Annotated in this window: 7 protein-coding genes; 4 read left to right on the forward strand and 3 right to left on the reverse strand. The window is 43.7% G+C overall.

Features of this window, described 5'->3' with window-relative positions; translation table 11 throughout:
• Positions 1–29 precede the first annotated feature (29 nt).
• Positions 30–737, reverse strand: a complete 708-nt coding sequence (locus LJ707_RS14350) for a GDSL-type esterase/lipase family protein (RefSeq protein ID WP_228952113.1) — start codon at positions 735–737, stop codon at positions 30–32.
• Between the two features lie 179 nt (positions 738–916).
• On the opposite strand from LJ707_RS14350, the gene LJ707_RS14355 reads away from it, so the two are divergent.
• From LJ707_RS14355 to LJ707_RS14370, 4 genes are all read left to right on the forward strand, one after another.
• Positions 917–3,259, forward strand: a complete 2,343-nt coding sequence (locus LJ707_RS14355; RefSeq protein WP_228952115.1) for a PAS domain S-box protein — start codon at positions 917–919, stop codon at positions 3,257–3,259.
• Between the two features lie 147 nt (positions 3,260–3,406).
• The gene (locus LJ707_RS14360; protein WP_228952117.1) at positions 3,407–6,682 is read left to right on the forward strand and encodes a SusC/RagA family TonB-linked outer membrane protein; all 3,276 of its coding nucleotides are present in this window, start codon (positions 3,407–3,409) and stop codon (positions 6,680–6,682) included.
• Positions 6,683–6,695: 13 nt separating this feature from the next.
• Positions 6,696–8,117, forward strand: coding sequence for a SusD/RagB family nutrient-binding outer membrane lipoprotein (locus tag LJ707_RS14365; protein WP_228952120.1), 1,422 nt, complete (start codon positions 6,696–6,698; stop codon positions 8,115–8,117).
• 372 nt (positions 8,118–8,489) lie between these two features.
• Positions 8,490–10,583, forward strand: a complete 2,094-nt coding sequence (locus tag LJ707_RS14370; RefSeq protein ID WP_228952122.1) for a glycoside hydrolase domain-containing protein — start codon at positions 8,490–8,492, stop codon at positions 10,581–10,583.
• Between the two features lie 156 nt (positions 10,584–10,739).
• Here the strand turns inward: LJ707_RS14370 and LJ707_RS14375 are convergent, their stop codons facing one another.
• Positions 10,740–13,265 (reverse strand): family 20 glycosylhydrolase, encoded by a 2,526-nt coding sequence (locus tag LJ707_RS14375; protein ID WP_228952130.1) that lies wholly within the window; start codon positions 13,263–13,265, stop codon positions 10,740–10,742.
• 110 nt (positions 13,266–13,375) lie between these two features.
• The gene (locus tag LJ707_RS14380; RefSeq protein WP_228952132.1) at positions 13,376–14,242 is read right to left on the reverse strand and encodes an N-acetylglucosamine kinase; all 867 of its coding nucleotides are present in this window, start codon (positions 14,240–14,242) and stop codon (positions 13,376–13,378) included.
• Positions 14,243–14,358: the final 116 nt, after the last annotated feature.

Consider the following 14,358-nt stretch of genomic DNA (forward strand, 5'->3'; position numbering starts at 1 on the left):
AACTTAAAACTTTTCGTTTTTAAGTTAAATTATTTTAAAGCGCGTTTAATAGCTTCATCAGTAACCCGGGCCATAATTTCGTACCCTTTACGGTTAGGGTGTACGCCATCCAGGGTTAATTCAGCCCGTTGTCCGTTCTTTTCGTCAACAAGTGGTGTAAAATAATCAAGTAATACCAGCTTGTTTTGTTCGGCGTATAGCTTAATGGCTTTATTTAGCGCGATAATATTTTCGGCAGCGGGATAGGCCTTTTTCCACGGATATTCAAACACAGGTAAATAGGCGCATAATATAGGCTTTATGTTATGCGTTTTTGCAAGTTCAGCCATTGAGCGTACATTGTTCATAATGCTTTCAATGCTTACATGGCCGGTTGAGCCGGCAAGGTCATTACTGCCCGCGAGTATGATCACCGCCTTTGGTTTCAGATCAATAACATCCTGCCTGAAACGGATAAGCAGTTGCGGCGATATCTGCCCGCTAATACCACGGTCAATATAATTTTTGTTATTGGTAAAATACTCGGGCATCCTCGTTTTCCAGAACTCAAATATGGAACTACCCAAAAATACCACGCGTTTTTCAGCACTTGCAGGAGCAGGCAGGGTTTTGTTTTCAGCAGCATAATGGCGCAGGTCTGCCCAGTCATCCCTGAAATCTTCTGCCGCCGGTTTATCCTGTGCAAACAGTGATGATGCGCATAACAATAAAGCTGTAAGTATTAATTTGCTTTTCATAAAGTATAGTTTTATATGGTTGGCAAAAGGTAATAAAATATTTAATAGTTTAATAAAAGCAAATTCCTACCATATTTGTAATAAATATATTAACCAATAATAAAGCTATATAACCAAATTATGTAACCAATGGTACGCTTATCCGTAAACCCTGGTATGAGCGTATTTTCAGATACTTTATGAGATATGGTGCTTTAAAAATAGCCCTGATATATTTAATAATAAGCCTGATCTGGATAACCTTTAGCGACCGGTTGCTTATTTATTTGCTTAACGATGCCAATGGCAGGTACATCCTGATGTTAAGTACTTTTAAAGGGTATTTTTTCATTTTTTGTACCGGCTTGTTTTTGTATGTACTTATACGGGCTGATGACAAGGCGCTAAAACAAAGCGAAAGCCAGTACAGGGATATGTATCAATCAAACCACACACCCATGTGGATATATGATACCGAAACGCTGCAAATAGTATCGGTAAATGATGCGGCTACCGAAGTGTATGGTTACCATCGCGACGATTTTCTCAAAAAAACCATGGCCCAGATCACCTATATTGATGAAGGTGAGGATGTGCATCTACAAGATAATGATGTTTTTGCGAACGAAACGGAGGGCGACCGCCGCCATATAAAAGTAGATGGCTCGGTGTTTTACGTAAACCTGTCGTTGCATAAGATACAGTTTAACGGCAAGCCGCATATGCTGGCCATGGTGCGTGACATGACCGACCAGATATTATACCGGCAATCGCTTGATAAAATAAACCGCGACCTGCAGGCCGAAAAGAAAAAACTGAGCGAAACGCAGCTCATATCAAAAGTAGCTGGGTGGGAGTTTTATCCGGCTGCAAATAACCTCATATGGTCTGACGAGTTTTATGAAATATTTGGTGTAAGCAAAGCCGATAAGCGGCCTGCTTTCGAGATATATGTAAGCCACATTTTTGCTGAAGACAGGGAGATGATGCTTAAAGGATTGCATGAACTGGTAACCCAGGGTAAGCAGATAGATGTTACCCACCGCATAACCGCCATAGATGGCAGCCTGCGTTATGTGCGCCAGTTGGCCAGGCTTGAAACGGTAAGCCCGGAAGTGAAAGTTGTTGGTTCGGCACAGGATATTACCGAATTAAAGCAGCTTGAAATAGAGCGTAATAAATACCTGTACAATTTTGAAGATACGCTAAACAGTATATCAGATGCCTTTTTCGCGCTCGATAATGATATGCGCGTAATACGTATCAATGAAGCATTCAGGCAGATGACCGGGCAGCCAACATCCGAAGTTTTGGGCGAAAGCATATTTAAAATATTCCCTAAAGCGCATAACCGTTTTTATGAGCACTATGAAAAAGCCCTTCGCGAGAGGGTGATTATCAAGCATGAAGATTATTCGGAGGTACTGCATAAATGGATCCGGATGGCCGCATTTCCTACAAATGATGGCGTGTCGGTTTATTTTGCGGATATATCTGAAGATAGGCTTAAAGATATTAAGCTTAAAGAAGCTGTTGAGCGTTACGAGCTTGTTGCACAGGCTACACGCGATGTGATATACGATCTGGATATTGTGAATGACAGTATCATATACAACACCAGTTTAACCCAGTTGGTAAATATGCCGTTTGAGCATATACGCTATAACCTGCGATGGTGGCGGGGATTGATACATCCGGCTGATGCTGAGGAAGTAGTAGCCAGCCAGGAGCGTGTAAAGCGCCTGCGCAAAACAAACTGGGAGTGCGAGTACCGTATTTACTGCGGTAACGGGGAGTACAAATACATTATGGATCAGGGATACTTTGTGTTTAATGAGCAGCATGAACCTGTGCGGCTGATAGGCGCGATACGTGATATTGATGCCCTTAAACGCTCTACCCAGGAGAATAAACGGCTGGCTGATATTATTACCCGGGTAAATAACATGATCATTGTTACCGATGTAGATAACAGCATAACATGGGTTAACAAAGCATTTGAGGACAATACAGGCCATCTTTTACATGATATTAAAGGGAAAACCCCTTACCAGGTACTTAACGGGCCTGAGTTTGATAAATCACTTGATCCGGAATTTAGGGAAAAACTGCTGAGACGAAAACCCTTTACAACTGATTTTGTTATATATACGGCTGACCAACAGGTAGTTTGGGTTTCGGCCGAGTTTACCCCCTTTTATAATGATGAAAATGAGTATAGCGGTTACATAGCCGTATACCAGAATATTACTTCACGTAAGGAGAAAGAAGTAGAGATACAGCGGCAGAATAATTTTTTGCGCGAACTGGCCTGGATGAGCTCGCACCAGATGCGCAGGCCGGTTGCCACTATGCTGGGACTCATGGGTTTAATGGACATTGCCGAAAAGGACGAGGAAAAGGAAGAGATATTGCCCATGCTTGGCACCAGTATAAAAGAGATGGACGAAATTGTGCATAATATACACGTTAAAATAAATGATGCACTGCAAAATGAACCTATTGGTAATACGGATGAGATGAAGAAGAATGATGTGAGTTAAATTAATTGCTTTTAGCGTTCATTATTTTCATGTAGTTGGTATTTTAATGATCTTAATATTAAAAAAGTTACATTAAATATTGGTTTTTATTAAATTTTGGTTAAAAATTCAATACTTTGCAAATAATAACTACACACCTTACGAAAAATGAATGCTTTGAAGAAAACTCTACTCCCGATCTTCTTGCTAAATCTGTTGTTCATTACGCAGATCTATGCACAATCCCGAACAGTTACCGGTAAGGTAACCGCTAAAGAGGATGGCTTACCCTTGCCTGGCGTAAGCGTAATAATTAAAGGCAGCAACAACGGTACAGTAACCGATGTTAACGGTAATTATAAAATACAGGTAAACGGGGCTAACCCGGTGCTTGTATTTAGTTTTATCGGTTATGGTAACCAGGAGCTTACCGCAACCGGTACCACGCTCAACGTACTTTTATCAACCTCAAACCAGCAACTTGGCGAAGTTGTGGTTACGGGCGCGCTTGGTATAACGCGTACGCGCAACCAACAGGCCTATGCTGCCCAGCAGGTAGGGGGCGATGAGGTGAGCAAACAGCGCTCATCAAACTTTGTAAATGGTTTGCAGGGTAAAGTGGCCGGTTTAGAGATACGCCAGAATAACAGTATAGGCGGCTCAACCAACGTTGTATTGCGTGGTAATAAATCAATTTACTCAAATAACCAGGCACTATTTGTAATTGATGGAGTTCCATTTAATAATGGTGCACCATCAAGTACTAACAATTTAGCTGGTAACAACGTAAATTCGTCAGCCCAAAAACAAGCGGGTGGTGGGTACGATTATGGTAGCCCGGTTAATGACCTTAACCCTGACGATATTGAGTCGGTAACCGTTTTGAAAGGTGCCGCCGGTAGCGCGCTGTACGGTTCGCAGGGTGCAAATGGTGTTATATTGATAACCACTAAAAAAGCCGCCAAAGGTTTAGGTGTAACTGTAAATACCGGTGTAACCGTTGGTAAGGTTGATAAGTCTACCTTCGCAAAATATCAAAAAGAATATGGCGGCGGTTATGGCCCCGGTTATGAGGATGATTCAGGCTTTTTCTGGTTTCGCGACGCTAATGGCGATGGGCAGGAAGACCTGGTAGTGCCATTAACTGAGGATGCCTCGTACGGTGCCCGTTTTGATCCGAATTTATTGGTTTACCATTGGGATTCATTTTACGAAGGCTTACCAAATTATCAAAAAGCTACTCCATGGGTAGCAGCCAAAAATGATCCGAGCACTTTTTTCCAAACCGCTGTATCAAATAACCAAAGCGTTTTTATACAAAACGGTGGCGAAAACAGTACCTTTAAATTAGGTTATACCCGTAACAATGATTCGGGTATATTACCAAATAGTAACGTACTTAAAAATGCCATTAATTTTGGTGGTACTTATACGCCAACATCAAAATTAACCGTAGGCGCTAATATTGATTATACGCGTACTGATGGTTTGGGCCGTTATGGAACCGGTTATGATTCAGACAACCTGATGTCCAACTTTCGCCAGTGGTGGCAGGTTAATAATGATATCAAACAATTAAAGGATGCTTACTTTTCATCAGGCGGCAAAAACATTACCTGGAACCTGTCTGACATTGATGACCCAACCCCGATCTATTGGGATAACCCTTACTTTGTTCGGTATCAAAATTATGAAACAGATACCCGCCATCGCTACTTTGGCAACGTAAATGCCAATTACAAGGTAACTAATTGGTTAAATATATTAGGCCGTGTAACGGTTGACCATTGGAACCAGCTACAGCAGGAACGCAGGGCTGTAGGTAGTACAGGCGTATCCAGTTATACCCGCCGCGACCTTGGGTGGACACAAACAGATTTTGATCTGATCGCAACAGTTGATAAAAATCTTTCATCTGATTTTAATTTGAAAGCTTTATTAGGTACTAACATACGCAAGCAGGATTATCAAACTGTATCAGCATCAACAAATAATGGCTTGGTGGTGCCTGGTATTTATGCTTTGTCTAATTCGGTAACCGCGCCCGCGGCGCCGTTTGAAGAAGCCCAGCGGCGTCAGGTTAATGGTGTATTTACCGGAGCAACGCTTACCTGGAAAAAGTTAATCGTGCTTGATGGTACTTTACGTAGAGATGTGTCATCAACATTAAGTAGCGATAATAATACTTTTTATTATCCATCTATTAATGGCGGTTTCATATTTTCTGAATTGCTTAAAGATGAAAAATGGCTGTCTTATGGTAAAGTTCGCTTAAACTATGCGGAAGTGGGTAACGATGCGCCAATTAATAGTCTTTATACAACTTATAGGTTAGGCGCTCCTATAAAAGGACAGCCACAGTCATACATCAACACAATACGAAACAATCCTGATTTGGTGCCTGAGCGGTCAAAAAGTACCGAAGGTGGTATTGAACTGGCGTTTTTTAACAATCGTTTAGGGCTTGATGCTACATACTATGTAAACAAAACTGTTAATCAGATTATCCCGGTTACTACATCACCTGCTTATGGGTATGTAGGGCAATTTTTTAATTCGGGTATAGTACAAAATAAAGGTATCGAGGTTTCATTGAATGGTACGCCAATTCAAAGTAATGATTTCTCGTGGCGTATTGATGTGAATTTTTCACGTAACCGTAACAAGGTGCTTGATCTGTTTACTGATCCGACAGGTACAGCCATTACCAATATGCAAACCGCGTCTTTCCAGGGTAATATCACGCTTAATGCAACCCTGGGGCAGCCGCTGGGTACCCTGCGTGGGTCTGATTTTATTTATAATGAAAATGGTGAAAAGGTTATTGGCGAAGATGGTTATTACCTGCAAACGGCAACATCAAATAACGTAATTGGCGATGTAAACCCGGATTGGATAGGCGGTATCAATAACCGTTTCCGCTACAAGGATTTTGGTTTGAGCTTTTTGATCGATATCCGGAAAGGCGGCAGCGTGTTCTCATTAGATCAGTACTACGGTCAGGATACCGGTTTGTATCCTGAATCAGCAGGTTTAAATGATTTGGGTAACCCGTCACGTAATCCGCTTGATCAGGGTGGTGGTGTAATCTTGCCGGGCGTAAAAGAAAATGGCCAGCCTAATGATGTACGTGTTGAAAACGTTTATACCGGCTTATATGGTTACGAAACCTTGCCAAACAAAGCATTTGTATATGATGCAGGTTTTGTTAAGCTGAGAGAAGTATCATTAAGCTATAGCTTACCGCGTTCGGTAGTATCAAAATTAGGCCCGGTAAAAGGTATCGACCTTTCGCTGATAGGGCGTAACTTATGGATCATCCATAAAAACCTGCCATACGCTGATCCTGAAGATGGTTTGAGCTCAGGTAACATTACCGGTTTTCAAAGCGGCGCATACCCGTCAGTACGCACATTTGCATTAAACGCTAAATTCAGATTCTAAGAAAAAAGCTAACATGAAAAAAATAATTACTGCAATACTTCCTTTATTATTGTTGGGAGCTTGCAAAAAAGATATAACAAGCCTTAATGATGACCCGAAGAATCCGTTAACGGTACCTGCTTCAACATTGTTTACACAGGCACAAAGGCAATTGGTAAATAACCTGCATTCATCAAACGTATATGTTAACACCTTCAGGCTGTTTGAACAGTACTGGACAGAAACAACCTATTATACCGAGAGTAACTACAACATAAAGGATAATGCCATACCTGATGAACAGTGGACAAGTTTGTATACTGACGTACTTAATAATTTTGAGCAATCGCGCTTACGCCTGCCGGAATATGTGCTGGACGAGAACGAGCGCAAAAATGATGACGCACTGATCGAGATAATGGAAGTATACACCTGGTATTACCTGGTAACTACATTTGGAGATGTGCCTTATAACGAAGCATTAAAAACAAGCATCACCCCTAAGTATGATGATGCTGCTACGGTATATAAAGCATTACTGGTAAGGCTGGATGCTGCCACAGAGGCGCTTGATACCTCATATCCAAGCTTTGGCTCTGCCGATCGTATTTACGATGGTGATGTGGCAAAGTGGATAAAATTTGCCAATACCCTTAAACTTAAAATGGGTATAACAATTGCCGATTATGATAGCCAACTGGCCGGTACAACTATACAGGAGGCTGTGCAGGCCGGAGTATTTACCAGTAATGATGATAATGCCGACTACCAGTACGATAGCAATTCGCCTAATACCAACCCGGTGTGGGTTGACCTTGTGCAAAGTGGCAGGCAGGATTTTGTAGCTGCCAAAACCATCATTGATGCCATGAAGGCTGACAGCGACCCACGGCTGACGTTTTATTTTACTACTAATAACGCCGGGCAATATGTAGGTGGCGATATGGGCACAACCAATAGTTTCGGCGCTTTCTCAAAACCGGGTACTAAAATTACCGCGCCTGATTTTCCGGGTGATATACTTGATTATTCAGAAACCGAGTTCGCCCTTGCCGAAGCCGTTGAACGTGGTTACAGCGTAGGCGGTACCGCGCAAACCCATTACAACAATGCCATTACGGCCTCAATTGAATATTGGGGTGGTACCGAAACACAGGCTACAGCTTACCTGGCCAGGCCAACGGTTAATTACCTTACAGCCACAGGCAACTATAAGCAAAAAATAGGATTGCAAAAATGGCGTGCGTTGTACAACCGTGGCTGGGATGCCTGGATTGAGAACCGCAGGCTTGACTATCCGGAATTGCCCGCGCCCGAGGACCCGGTGAGTGATTTTCCGGTACGGATGACCTACCCGGTGGTTGAGCAAAACGTAAACGGCACCAACTATGCTACGGCTGCCGCTGCCATTGGTGGCGATGAGGTAAGCACCAAACTCTTTTTTGATAAATTCTGATCACACCCAATAGTTAATTTTTTAAGCAGCCTCCGCGAAAGCTAAGGCTGCTTTTTTAATTGTATCGGGTTGATGAAATATTTGTATTGCCTACCTAAACTTGTTTTGTGCAGATGAAAAAAGGATTATCATAAAGAAGTTGATTCGTACTAATAGCTTATAAGTTTAACCGCTTTGTGATGCTGAGCATGTCGAAGAACTCTCCAGTCCCTGGGGTAGGATTTAGGGGGATTGTAATTCAGGGAGGGGCGGTGTTGTAACAAAATCTTTAAGTTAAATATACCCTGCTTTTTTGTTTGCTAAGTTGGGCTTACCTATTATTGTTATGAAAATAAAAGGTTTTAGCATATCACAAAATATTAATAAGCTTCGATGAAAAAATGTACAAAACTTATCCTTTGGTCGGCATGCGCTGTATCGCTATTGCAGGCCGGAGGCAGCTTTGCGCAGCAGGATAAGGCTGCTAATGATCCGACGGGCGCGGTAAATGTTTTCCTGGGTACCTCCGGCGATCATGGGCAGCTATCACCCGCGGCATCATATCCGTTCGGGATGCTCAGCATTGCGCCGCAAACTTACCCTAACCTGCATGCCGGGTATGAGCACAATGCCAAAAAAGTATTGGGCTTTACCCATACCCGTTTTGAAGGGGTAGGCTGCATGGGCAGTGGTGGCAGTATCCTCATTAAGCCTTTTATTGGCAATAATGTAGATGATACCGAACTGCTAAAATCGTCTGAAGCAGCCGGGCCGGGATTTTACCGCATCGGTTTTGAGAATGGCATCAGCGTAAATATAGCCGTTAATAAAAATTCAGGCACCGAGGCTTATACGTTTCCTATAGATGGCAAGCGTGGTTTTTATATCAACCTTAGCCATACGCTGGCCAATGGCTTTGTGGCCGAGGAACATACCAACACGACTAACAGTTTGAGTGGTTGGGTTGACGCGCGAACTACCTGCGGCGCAGGTGTTTACAGGTTGTATTACTCCATTGATTTTAGCAGCCCTGTAAAATTTGAAGAGGGTACAGATCATAAACTTATCGCACGTGTTGAAGGGGCCAACAAAACAGTGCTGCTTAACATCGGCATATCATCGGTTGATGTGGCACACGCGCAGGCATCAGCCAAAAATAACGACAGACAGGCACTGCAAACCGCTGGTAATAATGAATGGAATAAAATTCTCGGCGCGGTTGAGGTAAACGGCGATGCCGAAAAACAAAAGCTTTTTTACTCGTTACTTTACCGTACCGTGCAATCGCCATACCTTATATCTGAGGCTGATGGCGCTTACCGTGGTACCGATGGCTCGCTGCAAAAAACCGGTACAACGGTGTATAACGGCTGGTCGATATGGGATAATTACCGTACGCAGTTGCCACTGATGTCATTACTCTATCCGGATAAGTATGCTGATATGGTAACGTCCATAGCGGCAATGTACAAATACGGCAAAAAGGATTATGCTACCCAGCACGAACCATCAAACACAGTACGTACCGAACATGCCCTGGTGGTATTGCTTGATGCTTGGCGCAAGGGATTTAAGTTTGATATTAAAGGCATTGCCGATTCGCTGATTGCCGAAGGTAACCGCCTTGATTTTGCCAAGCCTGATAAAGCGCTTGAGTCGAGCTATGATGCCTGGGCACTATCACACCTTATGGACATAGCCGGGCGTAAAACCGAAAGCGCTAAATTCCATGCTATCGCCCTGAAGTATAAAGATTACTGGGAAAAGGATTTTAAGGATATTACCAAGCGTGATGTTGACCGTATGCAAGCCCGTGGCTTGTACCAGGGTACCATATGGCAATACCGTTGGTTTGTTCCGTTTGATGTTAAGGGATTGATAAGCCTGGTAGGAGGTGAGCAAAAGTATATGGAGCAGTTAGATTATTTTTTTGCCAACGATCTGTACAATCATGCCAACGAGCCGGATATACAGGCACCCTTTATGTATAACATGACCTCGCAGCCATGGAAATCGCAGCAACTGGCGCATAAATACGCGGCTGATACCGTTGTACAGTATTATTTTAACGATAACAGCCGGGGTATTGATCCGTTTGTGAACCGCATATACCGTAACCAGACTGATACTTATGTACGCACTATGGATGATGACGGCGGCGCTATGTCGGCCTGGTATGTATTTACAGCATGCGGTATTATGCCTGCCTGTGTTGGCGAACCGGTGTTTTACCTGAACGCGCCCTTGTTTTCAGGTGTAAAGTTCAACTTTCCGGACGGAAAGAAGTTTAACATTACTACCAACAACTTTGGCCCCAAAAACATCTACGTTACCTCGGCCACACTTAACGGTAAACCACTCGAACGTAACTGGCTAACCTACGCCGAACTCCGCAAAGGCGGAACGCTTAATCTTACCCTAAGCAATAAGCCTGATAAAAGCTGGGGAACAAAAAATCAGTACATAACTGATATAAACGCCAAATAACACAAAGGGCGCTGTTTATCAAAAACAGCGCCTTTGTTGTTAAATACTAAATGGTAAGTTATAAATCCTAAATTCTAATACCTAAACTCTAAATTATAATCTCCAACAACTATTCTCCAATTACTGATCTCTAACCTCCAATCACCATTCACCAAACTACTGTACCACTTTAACTGTACGGCCGCCACGGCCTTCGGCATTAAACACGCGCAGGTTTAGTTGTGGCGAGTAGTTAAGGCTATCCGTAATTACGCTGCTGTTGGCATCGGGCTCGGTACCATCGGTGGTATAACGGATAGTAAAGCCCGGTAGTTGTACATTAGCTTTAACCAGGCCATTCTCAATAACAAAGCCCGGTGTAGGTATGCGGTACTCAAAGCCACCTGCGTAATGATCAAGCTTTGGCAATTCGGTTTTAGCGATCTTGTTGGCAAATGCCGCCCAGGCCTGGTTGTACAGGGCTTCGCTTTTGGCTATCTCGGGCTCGGTTGCCCACTGCGGGTCAGGTGCCCAGGCACGTTCGGCCACGCCCAATAATTTAGGCAGCAGCAGGTACTCGTGTTTCTGTGTCGAAGTAATCACCTCAGCCCAAAGCGGAGACTGTATACCTACAATATTACGTTTACCGGCATCGGTTAGCGACTCCTTCCCATCAAAATACCCGGCTTTGAGCGGCTGTCCCTGTTCGTTTTCCTTTTGATTTTTGTAATAGTTGTACGGGATGAACGAGAATGGCTTATTCACATCAACATAACCGCCCCAATACTGGCCGCGCTCGTAAAAGCTGGTATTATAAGCCAGATCAAGGTACATATTGGTAACATTAGTAAGCACTACTTTGTAACCCGCGTTGGCCAGTTTGTAAGCCAGATCCTCATTGCCGGCAAGGTTGTTCCAAACATCGGTATGGAAATTTTCGTTAGCAAAGCGGGGATCTGTCACCAGGCGTTTACGGCCATTAACCACACCGCTGGTAAGCCCTATCTCTTCCCAACCCGACAAATAGAGGCCTTTGCTTTTCAGCATTGTATTTAGCTTGCCGAAGTAGTAGTACCAAACATCAGAAGTGTTCTTGATGCTCGAATCCCTCTTCATCAGGTCGGCAATAACCGGAGATTTCTCCCAAACACCAGCGGGCACCTCATCACCACCAAAGTGGATGGTTTGCAGCGGCGCACCGGCTTCTTTATACATAGCTATCAGTTCGTCGGTCACCTTTTCCAAAAATGCGTAGGCCGATGGCTGGCCCGCGTTAAGTACGTTATCACTAAAACCCTGTACCGAACGGTAGGCTGATTTATCGTTAATATCACGCAGCAGGTACTGCTCGGCCTCGGCTTTTTTGCCAAGTTTCATAAAACGATCGTAACGGGCGTTCATGGCCTTTATGGCGGCACGTGCATGGCCGGGTGTTTCAATTTCGGGTATAACCTTTATATGGCGATCATTAGCATAACGCAGTATCTCTATATATTCCTGCTTGCTGTAGTAGCCGCTGCCAGCCTGGTTGGTAGTGTCTGGGCCTGAGCCATAGGCAGGGTTTATGCTTTTTAACTCATTGCTGCTGTGCCCGCGGGTTGAACCGGTAGAGGTAAGCTCCGGCAGTCCGGGTATTTCAATTCGCCAGCCTTCATCATCCGTAATATGCATGTGCAGCACATTAAATTTGTATAATGATAAAAGGTCGATAACCTTTAACACGTGCGATTTTGGCAAAAAGTTACGCGCCACATCCATCATAAAGGCGCGGTGCTCAAAGCGCGGCGCATCGGTAATGCTGATGCAGGGTATATCAAAATTCTTTTGCGTACCTGCCCAGGCCGTAGCCGGTAACAGGTTTTTTAGCGATTGCAAACCATAAAATATACCAGAGCCATTGGTGGCTGTGATAGTTATACGGCCGGGCGCAACCTGCAACTGATAACCCTCGGGGCCGTTGTTGCCACCTTTTTGCAGTACTATAACATTGTATTTTTCGGTAAAACCGGTTTGCGGCTTGCTGCCAAATACCTTGGCCAATTCATCCTTAAAATAAGTGGCTTCCTTGATAAAGGCCGGGTCGTTAATAATTTTAACCTGTGGGGTTAGCTTAAAATTACCGGCAGTGCGCTTATAAGTAACCGGCGTAGGCAACACCGGCGACAAATTAGCCGCAGGTATATCAGTAATTAGCTGGTTTTGGCTATAAATCTTTTCGGCCAGGGCCTTTTCACTCTTGTCAACATTTACCTGGTTGGTAATATTGGTAAGCAGGGGGTAGCCCTTCTCCGGTTCGCTGTCAAAAACAATATAAAACCCTTTCGGAAAATCGGTAATATCCTTTACGTGGCTTTGCAGTACACTTGATGATATGGAATCCCCGGTGGCTACGCTTTTAAAACCATTGCCGGGGTAGAGTATAAAAAGGTCGCCGTTAACACGGTCAACAAGCAGGTTTTTGTCAAGCCCGCCGCTGCGGGTAGTAGTGGCGTTAAAATAAATTTTCCAGCCTTTTGCAGGTACAGGTTTAGCACCTTTATTAACCAGGGTTACCTTAGCCCTGGCTTGGGTAGTGTTGGCATAAGGATTTTCAACAATTTGCCAGGTAAGCCTTACATCGGCGGCATTAAATGGGTTTTTGCTTTGCGCCACTACCGTGGCGGCTATCATCACGAGTAAAAATACTAAAACCGGTTTTCTCATAAATATATATTTAGGGGATACATATCCCCTGGTTATACGCGTAAATATATGCAGTCGCAAAAAACCTGCCGATAAAAATAAAAAAAGCTGCTATGCCGTAATACCCAAGCTTAATTCACATCACCCAAAGGCTGCACGGTTGCTTTGGCATGGTAGTTTATCAAACCTTCAATAGGTGCTTTTATAATATTACCTGTACGCATACCATAGTTTTTAGCAACGTCAGTCAATATTGCCGAAAACATATAGCCTATTGATCCGACACAATTTAGCGAGTATAGTTTAAAATCAGGGTATAATGAGATCATATTCTCAAAGCAATCGGTAAATGCTTTCCTGATGATCCCGGCTATGTAAGGATGTTCCATGCGCGGTGCCATAAAACGTACAAAGCTTGCGCAAAACCTGTTGGGCAGGGGTTTTGAGTGGGCGTGTTCCACAACATCATCAGGTGTAAGGCCGTACTCGTTCCAAAATTCCACCCGCAGGTCTTCAGGCAATTGGCCGCGGCCGTAGCGTACCAGCAATTGTTTGCCAATGTAGGCACCGCTGCCTTCATCGCCCAGCATAAAGCCTAATGAATCAATTTGATGGGTAATAGTTTTGCCATCAAAAATACAGCTATTGGCTCCTGTACCTAAAATGGCTACAAAACCGGTGTCATTACCCAGTACGGCCCGTGCGGCTGCCAGCAAATCATGCTGAACTTCAATGTGCGCATGGGTAAATACACGGCCAAGCGCGGTTTCCAATATATGGTTCTTATCACCGCTGCACCCCGCTCCGTAAAAATATACTTCGCTTACCCTGGTGCTATCAACAGTTGCAGGTAGTTTTGATAATATGGTGCTGTATATGTACTCGGCATCAACATAGTAAGGGTTAAAACCCTCGGTATCAAAATAAGTGATGGAGTTGTTGTCGCCCAACAGGCACCAGTCGGTTTTTGTAGAGCCACTGTCTGCAATAAGTTTCATTTTAATGATCTGTTTAAAAGTTGCAACCTGCCCATGCCGAAAAATTAATTACGGCAAAGCTTATATCCTACTACACATTATTCTTTTAGATGGGGAACAGCTTTAAGTTTATTGTA

This window comes from Mucilaginibacter sp. UR6-1, from assembly GCF_020880975.1.
Lineage (GTDB): Bacteria > Bacteroidota > Bacteroidia > Sphingobacteriales > Sphingobacteriaceae > Mucilaginibacter.

What these genes read in the sequence shown, in the direction of transcription:
- LJ707_RS14350 (WP_228952113.1), bottom strand. Translation starts at nt 737, where the DNA reads ATGAAAAGCAAATTAATACTTACAGCTTTATTGTTATGCGCATCATCA.
- LJ707_RS14355 (WP_228952115.1), top strand. Translation starts at nt 917, where the DNA reads ATGAGATATGGTGCTTTAAAAATAGCCCTGATATATTTAATAATAAGC.
- LJ707_RS14360 (WP_228952117.1), top strand. Translation starts at nt 3,407, where the DNA reads ATGAATGCTTTGAAGAAAACTCTACTCCCGATCTTCTTGCTAAATCTG.
- LJ707_RS14365 (WP_228952120.1), top strand. Translation starts at nt 6,696, where the DNA reads ATGAAAAAAATAATTACTGCAATACTTCCTTTATTATTGTTGGGAGCT.
- LJ707_RS14370 (WP_228952122.1), top strand. Translation starts at nt 8,490, where the DNA reads ATGAAAAAATGTACAAAACTTATCCTTTGGTCGGCATGCGCTGTATCG.
- LJ707_RS14375 (WP_228952130.1), bottom strand. Translation starts at nt 13,265, where the DNA reads ATGAGAAAACCGGTTTTAGTATTTTTACTCGTGATGATAGCCGCCACG.
- LJ707_RS14380 (WP_228952132.1), bottom strand. Translation starts at nt 14,242, where the DNA reads ATGAAACTTATTGCAGACAGTGGCTCTACAAAAACCGACTGGTGCCTG.